The 22,592-nt window shown below is 57.6% G+C and carries 19 protein-coding genes; 15 read left to right on the top strand and 4 right to left on the bottom strand.

Annotated elements, in window-relative coordinates; all coding sequences use genetic code 11:
- The first annotated feature begins 186 nt into the window (after positions 1 to 186).
- The 6 genes from IOB61_RS16020 to IOB61_RS16045 all read left to right on the top strand — a co-directional run bounded on the left by IOB61_RS16020 (position 187) and on the right by IOB61_RS16045 (position 5,742).
- The gene (locus tag IOB61_RS16020) at positions 187 to 1,041 is read left to right on the top strand and encodes a TIGR01459 family HAD-type hydrolase (protein WP_290818867.1); all 855 of its coding nucleotides are present in this window, start codon (positions 187 to 189) and stop codon (positions 1,039 to 1,041) included.
- A 60-nt stretch (positions 1,042 to 1,101) separates the two neighbouring features.
- Positions 1,102 to 2,139 (top strand): 2'-deoxycytidine 5'-triphosphate deaminase, encoded by a 1,038-nt coding sequence (locus IOB61_RS16025; protein ID WP_290818869.1) that lies wholly within the window; start codon positions 1,102 to 1,104, stop codon positions 2,137 to 2,139.
- A 1-nt stretch (position 2,140) separates the two neighbouring features.
- On the top strand, positions 2,141 to 3,571 hold the full coding sequence (locus tag IOB61_RS16030) for an aldehyde dehydrogenase family protein (RefSeq protein ID WP_290818871.1): 1,431 nt from the start codon (positions 2,141 to 2,143) through the stop codon (positions 3,569 to 3,571).
- A gap of 42 nt (positions 3,572 to 3,613) precedes the next feature.
- Complete coding sequence (gene apaG, locus IOB61_RS16035) at positions 3,614 to 4,012, top strand: Co2+/Mg2+ efflux protein ApaG (RefSeq protein WP_290818873.1); 399 nt, start codon at positions 3,614 to 3,616, stop codon at positions 4,010 to 4,012.
- Between the two features lie 40 nt (positions 4,013 to 4,052).
- A complete protein-coding gene (locus IOB61_RS16040; RefSeq protein WP_290818875.1) occupies positions 4,053 to 5,027 on the top strand; it encodes a glycerophosphodiester phosphodiesterase family protein in 975 nt (324 codons plus the stop codon).
- A 118-nt stretch (positions 5,028 to 5,145) separates the two neighbouring features.
- Positions 5,146 to 5,742 (top strand): hypothetical protein, encoded by a 597-nt coding sequence (locus IOB61_RS16045; RefSeq protein WP_290818877.1) that lies wholly within the window; start codon positions 5,146 to 5,148, stop codon positions 5,740 to 5,742.
- Between the two features lie 11 nt (positions 5,743 to 5,753).
- Here the strand turns inward: IOB61_RS16045 and mtaB are convergent, their stop codons facing one another.
- The gene (mtaB, locus tag IOB61_RS16050) at positions 5,754 to 7,052 is read right to left on the bottom strand and encodes a tRNA (N(6)-L-threonylcarbamoyladenosine(37)-C(2))-methylthiotransferase MtaB (RefSeq protein WP_290818879.1); all 1,299 of its coding nucleotides are present in this window, start codon (positions 7,050 to 7,052) and stop codon (positions 5,754 to 5,756) included.
- Positions 7,053 to 7,174: 122 nt separating this feature from the next.
- Here mtaB and IOB61_RS16055 point away from each other — a divergent pair, with 122 nt between their 5' ends.
- The 4 genes from IOB61_RS16055 to IOB61_RS16070 all read left to right on the top strand — a co-directional run bounded on the left by IOB61_RS16055 (position 7,175) and on the right by IOB61_RS16070 (position 9,794).
- A complete protein-coding gene (locus tag IOB61_RS16055) occupies positions 7,175 to 7,387 on the top strand; it encodes a PLDc N-terminal domain-containing protein (protein ID WP_290818881.1) in 213 nt (70 codons plus the stop codon).
- 106 nt (positions 7,388 to 7,493) lie between these two features.
- A complete protein-coding gene (locus IOB61_RS16060) occupies positions 7,494 to 8,420 on the top strand; it encodes a sulfite exporter TauE/SafE family protein (protein WP_290818883.1) in 927 nt (308 codons plus the stop codon).
- Positions 8,417 to 9,187, top strand: coding sequence for a TIGR02186 family protein (locus IOB61_RS16065; RefSeq protein WP_290818885.1), 771 nt, complete (start codon positions 8,417 to 8,419; stop codon positions 9,185 to 9,187). Before IOB61_RS16060 ends, IOB61_RS16065 begins: the two co-directional genes overlap by 4 nt.
- A gap of 139 nt (positions 9,188 to 9,326) precedes the next feature.
- Entirely contained in the window at positions 9,327 to 9,794 is a 468-nt protein-coding gene (locus IOB61_RS16070) for a DUF3429 domain-containing protein (RefSeq protein ID WP_290818887.1), read from the top strand.
- Positions 9,795 to 9,833: 39 nt separating this feature from the next.
- Here the strand turns inward: IOB61_RS16070 and IOB61_RS16075 are convergent, their stop codons facing one another.
- Positions 9,834 to 10,232 carry a hypothetical protein gene (locus IOB61_RS16075; protein ID WP_290818889.1) on the bottom strand — a complete coding sequence of 133 codons (399 nt, stop codon included), beginning with the start codon at positions 10,230 to 10,232 and terminating at the stop codon, positions 9,834 to 9,836.
- Complete coding sequence (gene cysS / locus IOB61_RS16080; protein ID WP_290818891.1) at positions 10,229 to 11,617, bottom strand: cysteine--tRNA ligase; 1,389 nt, start codon at positions 11,615 to 11,617, stop codon at positions 10,229 to 10,231. The genes IOB61_RS16075 and cysS overlap by 4 nt, the downstream gene beginning before the upstream one ends.
- 208 nt (positions 11,618 to 11,825) lie before the next feature.
- On the opposite strand from cysS, the gene folE reads away from it, so the two are divergent.
- The gene (folE, locus tag IOB61_RS16085; RefSeq protein ID WP_085338388.1) at positions 11,826 to 12,443 is read left to right on the top strand and encodes a GTP cyclohydrolase I FolE; all 618 of its coding nucleotides are present in this window, start codon (positions 11,826 to 11,828) and stop codon (positions 12,441 to 12,443) included.
- Between the two features lie 36 nt (positions 12,444 to 12,479).
- On the opposite strand, the gene IOB61_RS16090 is transcribed toward folE, so the two are convergent.
- A complete protein-coding gene (locus IOB61_RS16090; protein WP_290818894.1) occupies positions 12,480 to 13,355 on the bottom strand; it encodes a DUF817 domain-containing protein in 876 nt (291 codons plus the stop codon).
- A gap of 66 nt (positions 13,356 to 13,421) precedes the next feature.
- Here IOB61_RS16090 and hisI point away from each other — a divergent pair, with 66 nt between their 5' ends.
- From hisI to IOB61_RS16110, 4 genes are all read left to right on the top strand, one after another.
- Positions 13,422 to 13,844, top strand: a complete 423-nt coding sequence (hisI, locus tag IOB61_RS16095; RefSeq protein WP_290818896.1) for a phosphoribosyl-AMP cyclohydrolase — start codon at positions 13,422 to 13,424, stop codon at positions 13,842 to 13,844.
- 108 nt (positions 13,845 to 13,952) lie between these two features.
- Positions 13,953 to 16,127 carry a PQQ-dependent dehydrogenase, methanol/ethanol family gene (locus tag IOB61_RS16100; RefSeq protein ID WP_290818898.1) on the top strand — a complete coding sequence of 725 codons (2,175 nt, stop codon included), beginning with the start codon at positions 13,953 to 13,955 and terminating at the stop codon, positions 16,125 to 16,127.
- Between the two features lie 37 nt (positions 16,128 to 16,164).
- On the top strand, positions 16,165 to 17,301 hold the full coding sequence (locus IOB61_RS16105; RefSeq protein WP_290818900.1) for an AI-2E family transporter: 1,137 nt from the start codon (positions 16,165 to 16,167) through the stop codon (positions 17,299 to 17,301).
- A 95-nt stretch (positions 17,302 to 17,396) separates the two neighbouring features.
- Entirely contained in the window at positions 17,397 to 22,271 is a 4,875-nt protein-coding gene (locus IOB61_RS16110; protein WP_290818902.1) for an NAD-glutamate dehydrogenase, read from the top strand.
- Positions 22,272 to 22,592: the final 321 nt, after the last annotated feature.

Genomic DNA, 22,592 nt, shown 5'->3' on the forward strand with positions numbered 1-22,592 from the left:
AGCTTCCCCGCGAGCGGGGAAGCGGCATGTCCCAACTGCTTCCGCTTGCCGCTTCCCCATTCCTGCGCCCCGGCCCCTCTTTATGGTGCACCCTCGCAAGGCTTTTCTTGGCGGGGCTATAGGTGTTGGGGGTAAACCCACACCCACCATTCTCGACCTTCTCCTCAAGTCGCAGTATCAGGGGCCATGACTGTACGAATCATCCATGCCCTCGCCGATATTGCTGATCATTATGACGCCGTCCTGTGTGACGTGTGGGGGGTGATCCATAATGGCAGGGCAGCCTATCAAGAGGGCTGCAATGCGCTGGCCGCATTTCGCGCGCTGGGCAAGCCTGTGGTGTTAATCTCCAATGCGCCGCGCCCTTCCCATGTCATCCCCAAGCAATTGGAGGCGCTGCACGTGCGTCGCGATGCCTGGGATTCGATTGTGACGTCGGGCGATGCGACGCGCGCCGAGATCGAAAAGCGGGGCCCCCGTGGCTATAAGATTGGCCCGTCCAAGGATGAGGGCCTCTATGAAGGCCTGCCTGTTGATTTCCGCCCAGCAGAGACCGCCGACTATGTGATTTGCACCGGCCTGCGCGATGATTTGACGGAGCCGCCCGAAAGCTATCGCGAAGAGCTGGCTGCTTTGGCCGCCCGCAATCTGCCCTTCATCTGCGCGAACCCCGACCGGGTGGTACAATTTGGTGGTCATTTGATCCCGTGTGCCGGGGCCTTGGCCGATATTTATGAGGAATTGGGCGGCCCTGTCATCATGGCAGGCAAGCCCTATGCGCCCATTTATGACCTAACCATTGCCGAAGCCGAGCGCCTCGCCGGCAAGCCGCTGGCACGCGAGCGCCTCTTGTGCATTGGCGATGGGGTGCAGACCGATGTGGCCGGTGCCCATGGCCAGAAGCTGGATTGTTTGTTTGTAGCCGGTGGCATTCATGCGGCCGAACTTTCCAATGCCGATGGGCTGGATGGGGCCAAGGTTGAGGCCTTCCTCGCCGCCTACCGGGTCGATGCGCGCTGGGCGATTGCCGAACTGGCTTAAGCCGCCCGCCCCCGACACAGGGGCATAGAGAAAACGCCTCAAACCCGCTATGCAAGTGGGATGATCGATTCCATCGCTGACGGGGTTTTGCCCGACCACATTCTGCAGGCCTTGGCCGATGGCGGTGCCATCACGGCCGCCACCCCCTTTGCCGACAAACAAATCCAGCCCGCCAGCCTCGACTTGCGCTTGGGCGACTTTGCTTACCGGGTCCGCGCCAGCTTCTTGCCGGGTCTTGGCCGCACCGTGTCGCAACGCTTGAGCGAGAGCGATTTGGTGCTGCACAAGCTCGATCTGCGCGAGGGTGCCGTGCTCGAAACAGGCTGTGTCTATCTCGCCCCCCTGCAAGAAAGCCTCGCCCTGCCGGAGACGGTGTTTGCGCTTGCCAACCCCAAAAGCTCCACCGGGCGGATCGATGTGTTTGTGCGCGTGATCGCTGATGGCGCGACGAGCTTTGACCGCGTGCGGGCAGGCTATCAGGGCCCCCTGTGGGTTGAGATATGCCCGCGAACGTTTTCCATCCTCGCCCGACCCGGCGACCGCTTGGCCCAATTGCGCTTGAAGAAAGGCCAGACACCAACGCTGCAACGCCTCGATCTGAATTTGGATCTATCCCACGACTCTTTGGGGCCTGTTATAGGATATCGGGCGCGCCGCCATGCGCCCTTGTTGGACCTTGCCAAAGTGGGGGGCCATGCGCCGCGCGACTGGTTTGAGCCTTTAACCGCGCGCGATGGTCGCTTGGTGCTGGACCCCGGGGAGTTTTACATTTTGGCCAGCCAATCGGGCTTATCGATTCCCAAGAATGTCGCCGCAGAAATGGTGGCAACCGCCGAAGACTTGGGCGAATTCCGCGCCCATTATGCAGGCTTCTTTGATCCAGGCTTTGGCGCGAAAGATTATGGGAGTGCTGGTGCACGTGGGGTGTTGGAAGTGCGCGGGCGTGACGTGCCCTTTGTTTTAGAGCATAATCAGCCCGTGGCCCGCCTGATTTATGAGCCCCTGTCTTCAGCGCCCCAAGCCTTTTACGGCGATGTGGGCAGCCATTATCAAGGCCAAGGCCTCAAATTGTCCAAACTGTTTGAACCATGGTCCTAACATGTTGATCGCCTCTATCTCTCCCATTGACGGCCAGAAGCTGGGTGAAGTGCCGGCTGCTTCGGTCGAGGATTGTCGTGAAGCCTGCGAAACGGCCCAAGCGGCCTATCTGGCTTGGCGGGCCATTCCCGCGCCGCGCCGGGGCGAATTGGTGCGCCTGTGGGGGCAGGAATTGCGTACCCGCAAGCAAGAGCTTGCCGATATGGTGACGTTGGAAGCAGGCAAGACGCGCTCAGAAGCCCTAGGCGAAGTGCAAGAAATGATCGATATGGCCGATTATGCGGTTGGCCTGTCGCGGCAATTGGCGGGCCTGACTTTGGCGTCTGAAAGGCCCGGTCATCATTTGCTGGAACGCTGGAAGCCTTTGGGCCCCGTCCTGGTCATCAGCGCCTTTAACTTTCCCGTGGCTGTGTTTGCGTGGAATGCTATGTTGGCGCTGGTATGCGGCGATCCGGTGATCTGGAAACCATCGGAAAAAACCCCGCTTTGCGCCCAGATCACCTGCGCCATTTTTAACCGGGCAGTGGCAAAATTCGGAGCCGAAGCCCCCGCTGGTTTGATCCAAGTGCTGCAGGGGGATGCGGCGATCGGGGCAGAGCTGGTTGAAAATCCGCTGATCCGTCTGGTCTCGGCCACAGGCTCGACCCGCATGGGCCGGGAAGTCGCCAAAGCCTGCGCGTCGCATTTGAAGCGCAGCTTATTAGAATTGGGCGGCAATGGCGCGATGATTGTACGGCCAAGTGCTGACCTTGATCTTGCCGTGCGGGCGATTGTGTTTTCGGCCGTGGGAACAGCGGGCCAGCGCTGTACCACTTTGCGCCGCTTGATCGTCCATCCTGACGTGAAGGCAGACCTCGTCGCGCGCCTGATCCGGGCCTATCGCAGCCTGTCGATTGGTGACCCCCGCAAGCCTGAAACCTTGATCGGCCCCCTGATTGATGCCGCGGCGGTGGCCAGTATGCAGCACGCTTTAGAGGCGGCCCAAGCCGAAGGCGGGCGTATCCTCGTGGGCGGCCAGCCCTTGCAAGGCAATTATGTCCAGCCCGCCCTCGTTGAGATGCCGGCCCAAACTGCCATCATGCGGACCGAGACCTTTGCCCCCATCCTGTATGTGGTGGAGGCTGATAGTCTGGCAGAGGCCATCGCCATTCAGAATGATGTGCCCCAAGGCCTATCCTCCTCCATCTTCACCACGGACTTGCGGGAGGCGGAAACCTTCCTGTCGCACTCAGGCTCTGATTGCGGGATTGCCAACGTCAATATCGGAACCTCGGGCGCTGAAATTGGGGGGGCCTTTGGCGGTGAAAAAGAAACCGGTGGCGGACGCGAAGCTGGCTCTGACGCGTGGAAAGCCTATATGATCCGCCAGACCCAGACGATCAATTACTCCACCACCTTGCCCTTGGCGCAAGGCGTTGTCTTTGATCTGTAAGCAAGGGATGCGCAGTGCGATGAGGGGCAGTATAGGCAGGCCATGACCCAATATTCCGCTACGACCCGCGGTGTCCGCATTCAGGTGACGCCGGTTTTCCTCGACGATCAATCCGATCCCGACGAGAATGATTTCATGTGGGCCTATACGGTTGAGATCGCCAATTTGTCGGAAAAGACCGTGCAGCTTACTGCGCGCACTTGGAAGATTATTGACCATCATGGCGTCACCCAAGTGGTGCAAGGCCCGGGAGTTGTTGGCGAACAACCTATTTTGCGTGAGGGCGACAGCTTTACCTACACCTCCGGCTGCCCGCTCTCGACACCATCTGGCCTCATGATGGGCAGCTATCTGATGCAGACCGACGATGGCGAAACCTTCGAAGCCCAAGTCCCCACCTTTTCACTCGACAGCCCGTTTGAAATCCGTAGTGTGAATTAAAGCGGCTGGGGGGCCTTAAAGAATAGGTCTCGAGGTCTGAATGAAGAAGCTGCGTTTCACCGTCCAGTTGGGTCTGGGGTGTTTGATCCTCTTGGGCCTTTGGACCCCGGTTGCCGCCCAACAAATGGCGCAAAAATCTCATCCGATTTTAGCCCATCGCGGGGTGCATCAGACCTATTCGCGAGAAGGTCTTGAGCGTGATACCTGCACGGCGACGCGCATCAATCCCCCCACGCATGACTTCATCGAAAATACCATCCCATCGCTGTTGGCGACTGTGGCGCTGGGCGCAGATGTCATTGAAGTGGATGTGCATCCTACAACAGATGGCGATTTCGTCGTTTTCCACGACTGGACTTTGGAGTGCCGCACCAATGGCACGGGCGTGACCCGCAGGCAGACCATGGCCGATCTTCGCGGTTTAGACGTTGGCTATGGCTATACGGCCGATCAAGGCGCGACTTATCCGCTGCGGGGTAAGGGCGTGGGCTTGATGGTCAATCTTGAAGAGGTGCTAAAGGCGCTGCCCAGCACGCAAATCTTGATCAATATCAAGAGTAGAGACCCAGAAGAGGGCCGCAAGCTTGCCGCTTATCTTGCAAAGCGAGAGATCAGCCCAGATCGTGTCATGGTCTATGGCCATGAAGTGCCTATTGCCACCTATGTGAAGGCGGCTGGGCCTGAGTTTCGTGCCTTTTCCAAGAAGCAAGTCGCCGATTGTTTGAAGTCCTATGTGGCGTGGGGTTGGTCAGGCTTTGTGCCGCAAGCCTGTAAGCGCAGCGTCATCTTGGTGCCCCACAGCCATACAGGCTTCATCTGGGGCTGGCGATCCAACTTTGCCAAACGCATGGCCAAGGTAGGCAGCCGCGTCTATTTGGTGGGGCCTGTGCCGAAGAATTCTCATTCCTCCTTGGGTGGATTGAATGACCCAGCCCTGCTCAAAGGCTTGCCGGAGAGCGTCGGTGTTTGGACCGACACGGTCGAAACCATCGCCCCAGCTTTGGCGGGCAAGTAAAATGAGGGCAGCGCGCAAGGTCTGCGCGCGCTGGTGGGGATGACATCCTAGCGGCAAGTTCCAGCCAAACTGCAAAAATTTTGCGAAAATCAACACCCCTCATTAAGGCGGCAGGTGTATGATCGTGCCTATGGAAGTTTCGCCTTGTGCCGGGGACGACCCAATCGTCCTGTCTCATATCATGCCCACGCCCATTCGCCTGATCTTTGGCGGGTTTGGTCTTTTGGGGACTGTTTTGTTGTTGGTTGAGCTGGGGCCTGCGCTTTGGCCGCCAACCATTCTGACCCTGTTTTTCGGTATCATTGTCTTGGGCGGTCTCTCGGTCACCTTGGCCTTTATGGCAGGCTCTGCCTTCAGCCCCGATCAGACCTGGGAGATAAGGCCCGGCCAGTTGACCATCACCTACACGCTCTTCAACAAGACTTCGGTGAAAACCTATCGCTTGGCCGATTTGGACGAGATGGAAGTGGTCCAGTCATCCTATGATTCAGATGTTGAAACCTATCAATTGGTTTGCCGTTTGCCGATTGGAAAGACCGTCCAAACTGGGCTGGAAAGCACGCCCTTTTTGATGGCGGTTTTGGCCTTCCTGCGCGACCCTTTGGCCACCTCAAAAGGGGTTCCCTATGCAGAGACCCGGCTGAGATCGCCTAATTTTTCTCGACGAGACGCAGCCGAACAGGCGTTAGCCCGCCTGCAGGGGCGCAAGCCCTAGCTTTTCTGGGCTTAGGCGAGTTCACCCACAAGATAGCCATCCGCCCGACCGGTGACGCGGGCTTGGATCAAGGTACCAGCGAGGCCGCCTGGCACTTGGATTTCGGCAAAGCTATTGAGGCGGCCTTTGCCATCGCGCTCAATCAGCACGGTCTGGGTGGTGCCGATTTGGCTGTCCTGATAGGCGGCTAAAGCTTGCTGGCCCTTCTCGCGCAGAATTGCGGCGCGGGCCTTAATCGTCGCCTTGTCCAATTGCGGCATGCGGGCGGCAGGTGTTTCTGGGCGCGGCGAGAAGGGGAAGACATGTAAGAAGGCAAGGCCCACGTCATCGACCAAAGCCAAAGAGTCTGCAAAATGGGCTTCGGTCTCGGTGGGGAAGCCTGCAATCAGGTCTGCCCCGAAAGCAATATCGGGGCGGGCTGCGCGCAAGCGGGCAGCAAGCTTGATCGCATCCTCGCGGGTATGGCGGCGCTTCATGCGCTTTAAGATCATGTCTGCCCCATGCTGAAGCGAAAGATGCAAATGCGGCATCATCCGCTCTTCCTCTGCAAATAAGCGGAACAAGGTGTCGTCAATCTCCACCGCATCAACCGATGACAAGCGCAGGCGCTTTAAATCGGGGACCAATTTCAAAATGCGCTGGACCAGATCGCCTAAAGTGGGCTGGCCGGGAAGATCTGCGCCCCAAGACGTCATGTCCACGCCTGACAGCACAACTTCGGGCACGCCCTTGGCAACCAGACGGCCAATCATCGCCACCACTTCGCCTGCCGGGACCGAGCGGGAATTGCCGCGCCCGAATGGGATGATGCAGAAGGTGCAGCGGTGGTCGCAGCCATTTTGTACCTGCACATAGGCGCGTGCCCGGTCTTGTACGCCATCGATCAGATGGCCGGCCGTCTCACGCACACTCATAATGTCATTGACCAGCACGCGCTCGCTTTGCCCGCCTGCGAGGGCGACAAAGGTTTTGGGTTCGGCCTTTTCGGCATTGCCGATCACACGGTCGACCTCGGGCATGGCGGCAAACATGCCAGGGTCGATTTGGGCGGCACATCCGGTCACCACGATCAGGGCATCTGGCTTTTGCTTGCGCGCCCGGCGGATCGTTTGGCGTGCTTGACGAACGGCTTCGCCTGTCACCGCACAAGTATTGACGAGGACCACATTCGACAGCCCGGCATCTTCTGCGAGATTGCGCATGGCTTCGGATTCATAAAGATTGAGCCGACAGCCCAATGTGATCGTCTCGATGGACCCGCGCGGGTCAGAGACGGGCAAAACAGCTTCTGGCAGGATTTCGGTGGTCATAGAACTTGGGCAATGCTTTCTAAAGACGCGCGCGGCTCAAGGGCCATTGCGTCTGCCGTGGTTGGCCCCAATATCATAAGTGCAAGGCAAATGCAGGGCCTTCATGTAGGAGCGACTGACACATGTTCGGAATGGAATGGAATAATGGCTTCACCTTTGGCTTTCTATTCTCCCTCGTCTTGGGTCTCTGGGCTGTGATCAACATCCTCCAGAATGATCGCACCGGGCCTTTTGGCAAATCGGTTTGGTCGGTACTGGTGCTATTTGTGCCCTATTTGGGTTTCATTGCTTGGCTTTTGTTCGGCCCGAAAGCCACTAAAAAGCGGATCGGTTAAGCCTTCAGGCCAGAAAGGCGATTTTGGTTGCTGCAAAAGTGACCGAACGCCATAGAAACGCCATCCGACGCAGCCTATGGTCCCCTAACTCACCGGGGCGGCGTCTATGCAAGTCTATCTGCCCATTGCGGAAATGGCAGTAAGTCCGTGGCTCATGGCCACTTTGGGACTGGTCGTCGGCTGCTTGTCTGGCATCTTCGGGGTAGGTGGCGGCTTTTTGATGACGCCGCTTTTGATGCTGATGGGCATTCCAGCGCCTGTGGCGGTCGCTGCGGGGGCCAATTTGGCTGCAGCCTCGTCCATGTCCTCGGTCCTTGGCCAGTTTGAGCGACGAGGTGTGGATTTACGCATGGGCCTTGTGATCTCGATTGGCGGGATCATTGGCGTTGGCATTGGTTCGCTTTTGTTCAGCTGGTTGAAGTCGCAAGGCGCGGCAGAGGCCACGGTGCGCATCGCTTATACAATCTTGCTCGGCTCGCTGGGGACAAGCTTGGTTTGGGAAAGCCTGCGCGCGATGGCCAAAACGCGTGCCGGTGGGCCTGCGCCAAGCTTTCGTCGGGCGACCAATGACCTGGCCCATCGCTTGCCGTTCAAGGTGCGCTTCCCGCGTTCGAAACTGGTGATCAGCATTATCCCGCCTTTGGCCATTGGGGTCGGCGTCGGTATTTTGTCGGCCATTATGGGCGTGGGCGGCGGCTTCATTCTGATTCCGGCCTTGGTCTATATCATTCATATGCCGCCCAATCTGGTGGTGGGTACCTCAACCCTCCAAGTTTTGATTACGGCCTCGGCTACCACCTTTCTGCAATCAGCGGCCAATGGCAGCCTCGATCTCGTCCTGTCGGGCCTATTGATTGTCGGTGGTGTGATGGGCGCACAAATTGGCGTCATCATTGGCCGCAAGCTGAAGGGAGAGCAATTGCGCGCACTTCTGGGGGCCTTGGTCCTTCTGGTGGCGCTGCGACTTGCGGCGGACCTCGTCTTTGTACCCTCAACCTTGTTTGAGCTGTCCTCACCGGGGGGTGGCCTATGATGGCGCGCCTCTCACTCTGGATGGTTTTGGTTTTGGGCCTCATCCTCGGCCCTGCCGCCCGAGCGCAAAGCACGCAGGTTTCGGCGGCGCTGATTGATGATGCGGTCTTGGTGACCTCAAGCTTTACCGGGGCGAAAGTCACGGTCTTTGGCTCTGTGCGGGCGGGCTCGGTTGGGCGCACTGATATTGTGGTTGCCGTTCGCGGCCCAGACCGTCCGGCTTGGATCGCTAAGCGCAAGCGCACGGCGGGGCTGTGGATCGGCAAGGATCAGATCAATTTTGCCGCGGCACCCACTTTCTTTGGCGTTGCCAGTGCCCGGCCACTCGAACAAATCGCCCCCAGCGACACGCTCTCCCTCTATGGCCTCCGCCCCAAGGGGCAGTTGGATATTGCCAAGGCCAGCGCAGAATCACCTTTCGCCGAAGAATTGGTCGATGCCTTTGTCGCCCAACGCCAACGCGAGAAGCTGTATGTGGATGATCCCAATGGCGTGAAACTCCTCAAAGGTGGCTTATTCCGCGCCGATATTCAGATGCCAGATCGCACACCTCCGGGCCTCTATACCGCCAAAGTCATGGTGTTTCGTAATGGTCGGCCTGCCCAATCCACGCTCACCACCTTGGTGGTCAGCAAGGTCGGGGCCGAACGTGCCCTCTTTGAATTTGCAAGAGATCATGCTGTATTGCATGGACTAGCAGGGGTCCTGCTGGCACTGTTAGCGGGGTTGTCTGCCGCAGGCATTGTCAGGCGCTTTGCACCGGGTTGAGGCCTAGATCGCCGGGCGCCAGTTATGAGGCACATCCGGTCGATCTAGATTTATAATGTGAAGCCTATGTGTCGCGTAAATCGGTTTTAGGTTTTGCGCACAAGGCCCTGAGGCGCTGTTTCAGCGCGAGGAGACAAGCATGCGCCGTCGAGATGTTGCCCCTAAAACCCCGTGGGTCCTTGGTCTTTTGGGCTTGGTGCCATTTTTCGCTACCTTGGCAGGCAGCGTTCTGGCGACTTCGCCTTATGACGGGGTCTCGACGACTTTATTCTTCGCCTATGCTGGTGTGATCCTGTCCTTCTTGGGCGGGGCGCGTTGGGGCTTTGAGATTGGCGCGAGGCCCGAGGCACCGGGCATCCTTACCCTGACGGCGGCGGTGCTGCCGTCCTTGGTCGCCGCACTGGCCATCGTCACCCAATATATTGTGCCCTTGGTTGGGCTTGGCATGTTGGCGGGCGGCTTTGTGCTGATGTGGGTTTGGGATTTTGTGTCGACGGGCGGCAGCACGCGCCGTTGGCCCCTGTGGTACCGGCCCTTGCGGGCAGCCCTAACCTTAGGCGCGCTCATCGCCTTAACCGGCAAAGCCTATCTGACCATGCAGGTTTAGGGGCAGATTTAGGGGCAGATTTAGGGCCAAGTTTAGGGACTACTTCACAATCTCGCAAATACGGATGAATTGCGCCTTTTCGGGCAAATAGGGCTGGCTGCGTACAATGGTGTTTTCCTCGCACCCGCCTTTACGCTCAGCCTTCAAACAGGCCCGTTCGCCCGTTTTCATCGGGTTTGGACCACACTCAAAGCCATCCTTGATCAAGCCTGCTTCAACCTTGGCGGTTGGGCTATTTTGGGGAAAGCGGGTCACCAAGTCCTGCTTCAGGGCGAGGGTTGCGCGCTTGTCCACATCCGCGGTCGCGGTTGCATCGGGATGGGCTTCGACTTGCGCCTCCGTTGTCGACGGGTCTTTCGCCGGCTGACAACCCGCAAGGACTGTCAGCGCGCATAGGCCAAACAAGCTGAGCACGACATGGGGGCGGCGCGGGCTCACGAAATAAACCGCCAGCTTGCGCCGTCCTTGCCATCGGTGACCTCAACCCCGCGCGCCGCCAGTTCAGCACGCAGCCGATCGGCTTCTGCCCAATTGCGATTGGCCCGGGCTTCAAAGCGGGCTTGCACCATGGCTTCAATCTCAGCGGTCACGCCGTCTTCAACTGTGGCACCGGCACGCGATAGCCACGCCTGTGGCTCTTGCCCCAAAATGCCCAGCAGAAGCCCAGCACCCAAAAGCTCTGCCTTGGCCCGTTTGCGATCTTCAAAAGTCTCAGCCTTATTGGCCTTGCGCGCCAGCATGGAAAGTTCGGCCAGCGCCTTGGGCGTATTGAGGTCATCACACAGGGCGGCCAAAATGCCTTCGGGCAGGGCAGGCTCCACCCGCTCATTCCAAACCCCGTCCAAAGCGCGATAGAGCCGGTCCAAAGTCTTCATCGACTGCAGGATCAATTCATCCGTCCAATCCAGTGGCGCGCGATAATGGGCCGAGAGCAACGCCAGCCGCAGCGCTTCGCCCGGCCAACGCTCTACCATTTCATGCACCAATTCCACATTGCCCAATGACTTCGACATTTTGTCGGAATTCATGGTCAAAAAGCCGTTGTGCATCCAGATATTTGCCAGCGGCGCACCCTCATGGGCGCAGACCGATTGGGCGATTTCATTTTCATGGTGCGGGAAGATCAGATCATGACCGCCACCATGAATGTCGATGGTTATACCCAGATTGGTCTCAATCATGGCCGAGCATTCGATATGCCAGCCAGGCCGTCCAGCACCAAACGGGGCATCCCAAGCCGGTTCGCCTGGCTTGGCAGCCTTCCATAAAGCAAAGTCTGCTGGGTCGCGCTTATTGCCATCGACACTGATGCGGGCACCGGCCTCGTTGTCTTCCAGATTGCGGTTCGACAATTGCCCATAGGTCGGCATGGAGGGCACGTGGAAGTAAACCCCATCTGGTGTCGTATAGGCGTGACCCTTATCCAATAGGCGGCCAACCAACGAAATGATGTCATCCATATGGGTGGTGACTTTAGGTTCGAGCGTTGGTTGCAGTGTGCCCAGTGCTGCCATATCGGCGCGATAAATGGCCGTGAATTTTTCGGTGATCTGGCTGATATCCACACCTTGCTCTAAGGCAGCTGCGTTGATTTTATCGTCAACGTCGGTGATATTCCGCGCATAAATCACATGGTTTTCGCCATAAATCGCGCGCAAAAGCCGGAAAAGCGTATCAAACACCACGGCCGGGCGGCCATTGCCGATATGGGCAAAATTATAGACAGTTGGACCGCAAACATAGAGCGTGACGCGTTCAGGATCTTGCGGCACGAACCGCACTTTTTCTCGTTGCAGGGTATTGAACAGTTCTATTTCACGCATCATGTGATCCAAGACGAAGAGCCAACGTAGACTCTTCAGTGGTTTGAGTGTTTGTTATTGCTCCAGTCCTTTAGACTGAAATGATGCTGACGCGAAGACGGCATAAACGGTGCGCCTACATGTGTAGACGCATGAAATGAAAACAGGGCGGGCGTTAAGACCGGATTTCCGGCTCGACCTCCGACCCCTTTGAAAGGGGCATAAGCTCATGGACGCGATTACAGATCCGCGCCTCATCTCTGAGGTGTCACAAGCCGACCGACCAACCCGCGACGAGGCGATGGCTGCCGTGCGCACTTTGTTGCGCTGGGCTGGCGATAACCCAGACAGGGAAGGCTTGATCGATACACCAAAGCGCGTGGTCGAAGCTTACCGCGAATTCTTCGCTGGCTATGAAATGGACCCAGCGGCGGAATTGAGCCGCACGTTTGAAGACGTCCAAGGCTATGACGACATCGTCATGCTGCGCGACATCGACCTTGAAAGCCATTGTGAGCATCATATGGTGCCCATCTTGGGTCGGGCTCATATTGCTTATATGCCAACCAATCGTGTTGTTGGCATCTCGAAGATTGCCCGTGTGGTCGAAATTTTTGGCAAGCGCTTGCAAACTCAAGAGACCATGACCGCGCAAATTGCAGATTGCATCACCGATGCGCTGCGCCCTGCCGGTGTGGCCGTCCTGTTGGATGCCAAGCACCAGTGCATGACCACGCGTGGGGTGCACCACCCCAATGTGGCAACCATCACCACCCAATTCACCGGCGTGTTCAAGACCGACCGGGAATTGAAAGACCGTTTCCTGCGTTTGGCAGGTTACAACTAAATCCTCCCCGATTTGTTGTGCGAACGCGCCGGGCCCTTAGGGGTCCGGCGTTTTTGTTTGCGGCTCTGGCGGCCTTGGCGGGTGCACCTGCGTCACCAACACAAAGCTCAATAGCATCAACAGGTACCAAGCGCCCATTTTGCTAAAAGGCACCATGTGCCAGCCATCCTGCTGGTGGGGATAGATCCATGTGTTGGTGAAGGTCCCGATATTTTCGGCAAACCAGATGAATAACGAGACCAACAGAAAGCCCAATAGCATCGGCATCCAGCGGGCCTTTTGATCGGGCATGAAATAGACCCGACACCTGAAGAAGATCACAACCGAAAACACATAAAGGCCGATCCGTATGTCTGGTCCAAAATGATGGGTGAAGAAATTCACATAGGCCCCGATTGCCAGCACCCAGGTCGTCCAAATGGGGGGATATTTGCTAAAGCGTAGGTCCATTAAGCGGGTGATGCGGGCGATGTAGCTGCCAACACAGGCATACATAAAGCCTGTAAACAACGGCACGCCGCCAATCTTGAAAATGGCATCCCCGGGATAGGTCCAAGAGCCCATATGGGTCTTGAAGAGTTCCATGATCGTGCCCACGACATGAAAGATCGCAATCACCTTGACCTCTTCCAAGCGCTCTAGCTTTAGGGCCACCAACAAAATTTGCAAGGCAATGGCGGCCAGAAACAGAAAGTCGAACCGGCTAAGCATGGCCCCTTCTTCAGGCCAGAACAGCATGGTCAGGATCAAAAGCGCCAACATGGTGCCGCCATAAAGGCAGGCCCAAGCCTGTTTGATGCCAAACATTAAAAACTCAAAGGCTGCGGTGCGGGTCGCGCTGTGGCGGGCCCAATCTCGAGCTTTGGCGTGCAGGACAAGCGCCCCATTGCGGGTCTGATCATAGATGTGCAAGAAACAATTTCTCCAACACTGGGTGCTTTGATCCTTAGTGTCTAAACCTTGATTTGAGGCAAAGATTTGGCCGCTTCGACTTCTTTCCCACAGGCTGGTTCCACCCAAGTGTTGGAGCGCGGGCTTGATTTGATGCCGCGCTTTGACGCCGACGGCCTGATCCCTGCCGTGGCGCAGTCGGCAGAGACGGGCGAGGTCTTAATGCTGGCTTGGATGAATGGCGAAGCCTTGCGCCTGACGTTAGAAACCGGGATTGCGCATTATTGGTCGCGCTCGCGCCAAAGCCTATGGAAGAAGGGGGAGACTTCGGGCCAAGTGCAGCATGTCCAAGAATTGCGCATCGATTGCGACCAGGATGCGGTGGTGATGAAGGTGAAAGTCGATGGCGATGGCGGGTGTTGCCACGTGGGCTTTCAGTCCTGCTTCTATCGTGCGGTAGCCGACAAAGACGGACGACTGGTGCAAATCCAGCCCGATCCTGCGGTTTAAAGTTCGGGCACATCCAAGCCTATTGCCCAATTCCCTAAAGCCGATACTGTTTCACCCACGACAAGAGATGGCCCCGCCACAGGCAGGCCACCGGTCAGGGAGGAAAAGATGATCAAACGGCTCGTCGCAACCAGTGCGTTGCTTATGGGAGTGCTGGCTGCTGGCTGCGCACCCGATACATCCAATAGCCCAGCTGCCAAAGTTGATGCGGCACGCCTGACCGCTGCGGCGGCCGATGGCGACAATTGGATGAGCTATGGCCGCACCTATGACGAGCAGCGCTTTAGCCCCTTGGATCAAATCAATCTCACCAATGTCTCGAAACTAGGCCTTGCGTGGAGCCATGAGTTTGATACCGACCGGGGCCATGAAGCCACGCCCATCGTGGTTGATGGGGTGATTTATACCACCACGTCTTGGTCGAAAGTCTCTGCCTTTGATGGCAAAACGGGCAATCTCTTATGGGCCTATGACCCCAAGGTTCCGGGCGAAACCGCGCATAAGGCCTGTTGTGATGTGGTCAATCGCGGCGTGGCGGTGTGGGGCGGCAAAGTTTTTGTCGGCTCGCTCGATGGCCGTCTGATTGCACTAGATGCCCGCAATGGCAAGGAAATCTGGTCGAAAGTCACGGTAGACCAAGGCAAGTCCTATACGATTACGGGGGCACCGCGCGTCGTGAAGGGCAAAGTGCTGATCGGCAATGGTGGGGCCGAATATGGCGTGCGCGGTTATCTGAGCGCCTATGATGCTGAGACCGGGGAAATGGCTTGGCGCTTCTACACCACGCCCAATCCCAAGGGGGAAGCCGATGGTGCGGTGTCGGACAAAATCCTGAAAGAAAAGGCCAATGCGACGTGGAGCGATGGGGCGTGGAAGGACTCAGGCGGTGGCGGCACCGTTTGGGACGCCATGGCCTATGATCCAGAACTCGATCTTCTTTATTTTGGCGTTGGCAATGGCTCACCTTGGAACCACAAGATTCGCTCTGGCGGGAAGGGCGATAATCTCTTTGTTTCCTCCATCGTCGCGGTTAAGCCAGATACGGGTGAGTATGTCTGGCATTATCAAACCACACCGGGGGATTCCTGGGACTTTACCGCAACCCAGCATTTGATGCTGGCGGAACTGCCAATTGGCGGCAAGCCGCGCAAAGTCATCATGCAGGTGCCAAAAAATGGCTTCTTCTATGTGTTGGACCGGGCAACGGGCGAGCTTTTGTCCGCCAATTCCCTATTTCCTATGCCGAAAGAAGCCGATGTGCCTGCGGGCATGCCTATCCCTTGGGCCCATTCGGTTGATCTGAAGACGGGCCGTCCCAATGAAAACCCATCGGCCCGGTTCGCCAAAGCACCGGCTTTGGTATTTCCAGCGCCCTTTGGTGTTCATAATTGGCACCCGATGGCGATGAACCCGAAGGAAAATCTCGTCTATGTGCCGGCTATGCTGGTGCCTGCCGTGTCTGGCGATCAAGTTGGCCCCTATAGCCAAGTGGCTGGCGCGTGGAATACGGGCGTCAATATGAGCTTGGCGGCGCTGCCCGATGATGAAGGCCAGCGCAAAGGCTTGCGCGCGATGTTGACCGGCATGTTGGTGGCGTGGGATCCGGTGGCGGGTAAGCCCCGCTGGATGGCACCGCGCAAATTCCCTTGGAACTCTGGCATTCTCGCCACGGCGGGCGGTCTGGTCTTCCAAGGCACCTCAGAAGGCTTTTTGGAAGCTTTTGATGCGGCAACGGGGAAGCAGGTTTGGTCCTATGAAACCCAGAATGGCATTATCGCTCCACCCGTGACCTATCGCGTGGATGGGGAGCAATATGTGGCGGTGATGGTTGGCTATGGCGGGGCGATCATCGCAGCCCCCTTGGCAGCCCCTGATCGGCCGATCAGCCTGAAAGGCCGCTTGATGGTCTTTAAACTGGGTGGCACCGCCACGGCGGCGAAGTATGAGATGCCAGAAAAGATCGCCCTTGATCTTTCCGCCACCACGGTGGCTGCTGATCCCAAGGCGGGCTTTGATATCTATATGCGCCATTGCCAAGTCTGCCACGGCCATAGTGCCACGGGCGGCCTTTTGCCGGACTTGCGCTATTCGCCTGCCATCCAGGATGCGGCGACGTGGAAGTCCATCGTCTGGGATGGGGCCAATGCCAGCCGCGGCATGGTGTCCTTCAGTTCGTGGTTGAACCAAAAGGAGATGGAAGACATCCGCGCCTATGTGGTTCAACAGGCCAAGGTGCATTATGCCCAAATAGGGACAGATCAGAAAGTGGATCCAACCAAATAGGGTTGACCTTGGGTGCGATGCAGGTCTTTTTGCACCCATGACGAAATCTGACTCTTCATCGAGTGCGTCGCGGATGCTGGTAGCAGCCGCGGCCATTATCGCGGGCCTTTATTGGTTTGCAGATTTGCTCACGCCCTTGGCCTTAGCCATTTTCCTGTGGCTGACCATCGACGCTTTTGCAGAGTCGCTTAGCAAGCGCATTAAGTTCTTGCCCCGTGCTGCGGCGGTGCCACTTGCCATTCTGATTGTCTTTATCAGTCTGGCCGCCATTGTTGGCTTCGTCATTGAATATGCCGCAACCTTTTCACGCTCGCTTGGAGCCTATCAGCTGCGTCTGGATGAGCTGATCAGCCAAGGTCATGCCTTTTTGCGTATGTCTGGTACACCCCCGACCGTTGGCCAGCTATTTGCCAATCTCAATCCGGGCTTGATCCTGCGTGGGGTTGCCGATGCATTGCAAAGCTTTGGCGGCCAAGCCCTGTTCGTCATCATTTATGTCGCCTGCTTGTTTGCCGCCCAAGCCAGCATGCCCGCTAAGCTTGAGCAAATCTTCCAAGATGAGAAGGAACGCGCCCGCGCCGCAAAAATCGGCAAGGCCATCGCCAAGTCGATGGAGCAATATTTGTGGGTCCAGACCATTACGGGCCTGATGATTGCGGTAGCCAGCTGGGCCTTATTTGCCGTGGTTGGGCTGGAAAATGGCTTGTTCTGGGCCACCATCATCTTTGTCTTGAGCTATATTCCGGTGGTGGGTGGCGCAGCCGGTAGCTTATTGCCCGCTCTATTTGCTTTGGTGCAATTCTCAAGCCCGGTGCCAGCCTTGGTCATTCTGGCTGGCACACAAGGGATTGGCTTTGTGGTGGGCAATATTATTCAGCCGCGCATGACAGGCGATAGCCTCAATATCTCGGTCCTTGTTGTGTTTCTGTCCTTGGTGTTTTGGGGCAAGCTATGGGGTGGACCTGGGGCGTTCCTTGCCGTGCCCATGACGGTGATGTTGATGATCGTGTTGGCCCAATTCCCATCCACGCGCTGGATCGCCGTGATGTTGTCGAACAATGGCAATCCCGATTCCAGTGTCGATGAGGAAGAGACCTCACCCCCCAAATCTGCTGCATCCAATCAGGATGTCGTTAAGGAAGAAACCACAACTTCCAGCGATGATAAGGTTTAAACTGGGCTGAACCTGGCCTAAAACCCGCCGAGCCCCGTTCGGGTTATGAGTGGGATGTAAAGTATCGCCTGCATGGCAGGCACGGGAGGATAGCGATGTCGGTAGACGCAACGGATCGGCGGATCTCACCAGATGATCTGATTTCAGCGGCACTGGCTTTTCCAAGCTTTAAGTCAGGCGACCATCTCGAGGCTGCAGCTGAATCATTCCTGACCCAGATTGCCCAAGATGCCACCGAAGACGATGTACAGGGGCTCACGTCGGCTGACCTTGCAGCACTTGCCGATGGCTTCTGGCGCTGGACCTCGCACAAGCGCGCCGATGCGCAAGAAATCCGCCTGATTGAGGCCAAAGGCGCGCAAGGACAGCCCCTAGGCCGGGATATCTTAGAAATCTGCGGGCCAGACATGCCGTTTCTGGTCGATAGCGTGATGGGCGAGATCGGGGCGCAGGGCGTGGAAGTGCGCGCCATGTTCCACCCCATTGTCTCCCTCAGCCGCGATCCAGACGGGATGCGCGTGCCCGGTGGCGTGCCGCTGACCGAATCCTTCATCCAAGTCCATCTGCCACCCACCCCGCCTTCAAAACGCGATGCCGTCCTGATGGGCGTGCGCGAAACGCTGCAGGATGTGCGCCTTTCGGTTGTCGATTATCAGGCAATGAAAAGCCGGATGAATAATGCGATCAAGGAATTGGCTGTCGCCAAGACCAAGGCCACAGCTGACGAAATTGCTGAGTCGATTGCCTTTCTAAAATGGCTGGCGGCAGACCATTTCGTCTTCTTTGGCGTGCGTTCCTATGATTATCCGCGCGACAAGACTGGGGCTTGGATCAAGGACGAACCCGATATTCGCGAAGACTTGAACCTGGGCATTTTGCGCGATCCTTTGCGCATGGTGTTGCGCCGCTTGAACGAGCCTTCGGTCTTGAGTGATGCGGTCCGGGCCTATATTGAAGAGCCCCAGCCCATTATTGTGGCTAAATCCAACTTACGCTCACGCGTGCATCGCCGCACGGTGATGGACTATATCGGCGTTAAACGCTTTGGCGAAAATGGCGAGGTTTTGGGCGAAGACCGCTTTGTTGGCCTGTTCACTGCTGAAGCCTATGACCAGATGGTGCGCGATGTGCCGTTGCTGCGCGGCAAGACAGAGCGTGTGATCGCCAGTGCCGGCCTCGTCCCCGGCAGCCATAATGACAAACGTCTGCGCAATATCGTGGAGAATTATCCCCGCGATGAATTGTTCCAGATCGACGAAGAGGATTTGCGTCGGATTTCCTTGGGCGTCCAGCATTTGATGGACCGTCCGCGCACGAAAGTCTTTGTGCGCCGCGACCGCTTTGACCGCTTTATGTCAATCCTCGTCTTTGTGCCGCGCGACCGGTATAATTCCGACGTCCGGGCCAAGATCGGGACCGCCTTGACCGAGGCCTATGGCGGCAGATTATCTGCCTTCTATCCGTTGTTTGGCGATGCCCCGCTGGCGCGCGTGCATTATGTGATTGGCGTTACCCCCAACCAGCACCCCAACCCAGATGTCGAGACGCTTGAAGCCCGTATCGCAGAGATCACCCGGACGTGGGAAGATGGCGTCGAAGCTTTGGCCGAAGGTAAAACGCGTGCCTTCCAGCGCTATATTGCAGGCTTCCCTGCCGGCTATCGTGACGGCTTTGATGCGGCAGAAGCCCTGCGCGACATTGAAGAGTTGGAACAAGTCCAAGGCGAAGATGTGCGCGTGCGCGCCTATCGCCGCGACGATGACCACGAAACTGTTCTGCGCGCCAAGCTCTATAAAATGGGCGACCCAACTGCGCTTTCGGCTGCCGTGCCCATTTTCGAAAGCATGGGCCTCTATGTCGTCAGCGAAACCCCGCACAAGATCAAGCGCACCGTGGGTGACAGCGAAGAACTTGTCTGGGTGCAGGATGTCTCGATGCGCACCGCCAATGGCCGCGCCCTCGACTTTAAAGTCGTGGAAGGCTCGTTTGAGGAAGCGGTTTCGGCCATTTGGGCGGGTCGGGCTGAAAACGATGGCTTCAACCGCCTGATCCTCAAGCTCGGCGTCTCTTGGCGGGAGGCAGCCCTCGTACGCGCCCTAGCCCGTTGGCGCGGGCAAACCGGCCTTGATCCATCCGAAGCCGTGCAACAACAGGCCGTAGCGGAATATCCTGAAATCACACGCGCCATTTTGAACCTGTTCAAAATCCGCTTTGACCCAGATTTTGGCGCGAAAAAGACCCGCGAGACCGCCTCTAAGGCCGAGATGGCCACCATCCTCACCATGCTCGATGGCGTGCCCAGCTTGGATGCTGACCGCGTTTTGCGCCGTCTGGCGCAATTGGTTATGGCGATCCAACGCACCAATTATTATCAGCCCGACGCGGCTGGTGGCCATAAGTCCTATATGAGCTTCAAGATCGCGACGCGCGAGATTGACGAAGTGCCCGATCCCAAGCCTTACCGCGAAATCTGGGTATGGTCGCCACAAGTCGAAGGCGCCCATTTGCGCTTTGGCCCGGTCGCACGCGGTGGCCTGCGCTGGTCGGATCGCCGCGACGACTTCCGCACCGAAGTCTTGGGCCTTGTCAAAGCCCAGCAAGTCAAGAACGCCGTCATTGTGCCTGTGGGCTCAAAAGGCGCCTTCTTCCCGAAAACGCTGCCACGCGGCGGTAATCGCGACGAAATCCAAGCCGTGGCCATTGAGGCCTATAAAACCTTCTTGCGCGGCCTTTTGGACCTGACCGACAATATTGCAGGCGATGGCGGCATTGTGCCGCCGCGTCACGTGGTGCGCTGGGACCAAGACGATCCCTATCTGGTGGTTGCAGCCGACAAGGGTACCGCCACCTTCTCCGACATCGCCAATGGCATCAGCGCCGATTATGGCCATTGGTTGGGGGATGCCTTCGCCTCGGGCGGCTCGGTGGGCTATGACCATAAAAAGATGGGCATTACAGCACGTGGTGGCTGGGAAGCGGTCAAGCGCCACTTCCGCGAAATGGGCCACGACACCCAGACCCAGCCCTTCACCGTCATAGGCGTGGGCGATATGTCGGGCGACGTGTTTGGCAATGGCATGCTTTTGTCCAAGCAGATCAAATTGGTGGCCGCTTTTGACCACCGCGACATCTTCATCGACCCCAATCCAGACTTGGCCAAAAGCTATGCGGAACGGGCCCGCATGTTTGCTTTGCCGCGCTCCTCCTGGGCTGATTATAATCCTAGCCTGATCTCCCAAGGCGGCGGCGTTTTCTCGCGCAGCGCCAAATCCATCCCGCTCTCGCCAGAGCTGAAGGCATTGACCGGCCTTGAAGGCCAAGAAGCTTCGCCCACCGATATCATGCATGCGCTTTTAAAAGCGCCCTGCGACCTCATGTGGTTTGGCGGCATTGGCACCTATGTCAAAGCCCAAAGCGAAAGCCATGCAGAAGTTGGCGATAAGGCCAATGATATCATCCGCGTGGACGGGGCAGCCTTGCGCTGCAAAGTCATTGGCGAAGGGGCAAACTTAGGCTTGACCCAGCGCGGTCGCATTGAAGCAGCCCAGGCGGGCGTACGCCTCAATACCGATGCCATTGATAACTCGGCTGGTGTCGATAGTTCCGACCATGAGGTCAATATCAAAATCTTGCTCAATGGTCTGGTTCGGGCTGGCAGCATGACATTGGAAGCCCGCGACGTCCTCTTGGCTGAGATGACAGACGATGTCGCCATCCACGTCCTGCGGCACAATTATGCCCAGACCATGGCTATCAGCTTGCAAGAAGCTACCGCCCGCCAAGACCTTGATGCGCATGAGCGCTTTATGGAGCGGTTGGAGGCTTCGGGTCGTTTGTCGCGCAAAGTCGAATTCCTGCCCTCGACTGAGGAATTCCGCACCCGCCGTGCCAATCGCACTGGCCTGACGCGACCAGAGCTGTCGGTGCTGACCGCTTATGGCAAGCTCGCCTTGTTTGACGATTTGATCGCGTCGGACGCGCCAGACGATCCATGGTTTGAAGACACGTTGGTGACTTATTTCCCACCCGGCTGTCGCCAGTTCAAAGACGCCATGGCCAACCACCGCTTGCGGCGAGAAATCATTGCAACTGTCCTGTCGAACAAAATGGTCGATTTGGGCGGGGCGGCCTTTATGGACCGCGTGCGCGAAAGTGCGGTTGCCGACACAGGCTCTATCGTGCGGGCCTTTGCGGCTGCCCGGGCCATCTTTGGCTTGGATGAGGCAATTGATGCGGTCAATGCGCTGGACCTAAAAGTTCCCGCCTCGGTCCAATTGGACTTGATGATGGAGATTTTGACTGTTCTGCGTCGCCAAAGCTTCTGGCTTGCCCGCCGGGCCAGCCGGGGCGATGGGGCGGGCCTGCGCTCGGTTGGGGATCTGGTCACAACCTATGCAACCGGCGTCCAAAGCTTAGCCAGCATGATTTATGACGTGGTCTCGCCCTTTGAAAAGGCTCGCCTAGAGGCGCGTTGTAAGACGCTGAAGGCAGCAGGGGCGCCCGAAGCCTTGTCCAAGTCTATTGCGGGTCTCCTGCCGCTGACCTCAGCCACTGATATTGTCGATATTGCAGCAACCAAGGCCTTGCCCGTGGAAGCCGTCGCCCGCCTCTATCACGCCTTGGGCGCTGCTGTCGGCTTTGACGAAATCCGTGCCGCCGCGGGCCAAACCTCAACCCCAGACCATTGGGACCGCGTGGCAACGCGCCGCTTGATCGAGGAGTTTATGGGCGAGCAAGCAGGCCTGACCGGTACCGTCTGCGACCACGCCCAAAAGCTTGGCCAAGCAGGCACCAGTGCGGCTTGGGCCAAAGCGGTCGTCGAAAGCTGGTCGAAACTGAATGAAGCCGAACTTCGCCGCACCAGCTCTGCCTTGGGCGAACTCCGCGCCAGCCAAGGCGGCTGGAGCTTCGCGAAGCTGGCCATCGCAAATACCCAATTGAAAGAATTGTCGGAAACGGCGCGGGCGTAAGGCTTGGGCCTGGGCGGTTTCTCGAAAGCGGACATTTGCCAACATGGAGGGTGCATTCCGTAAGGAATGCACCCTACCGCGCGGAGCGCATTGCTAAAAGGGTTGTCATCCCGGACGGCGTCAGCCAATCGGGGACCTCCTGCCGCAAAGTCCCACAAGGTCCCCGCTCTCCACGTCGTTCCGGCGGGGATGACATTTTTTGGGATGGCTTTTATCTGGAAGCGCTTTGGTAGAACAGCGGGTCCACCAAAATGGGTCTAGACGAAAACGACCCCTTCAGTCCCTTCGGGACAGCTTCCCCGCGAGCGGGGAAGCGGCAAG

Origin of the sequence: Aquidulcibacter sp., from assembly GCF_020253525.1 — a bacterium.
GTDB lineage: Bacteria > Pseudomonadota > Alphaproteobacteria > Caulobacterales > Aquidulcibacteraceae > Aquidulcibacter.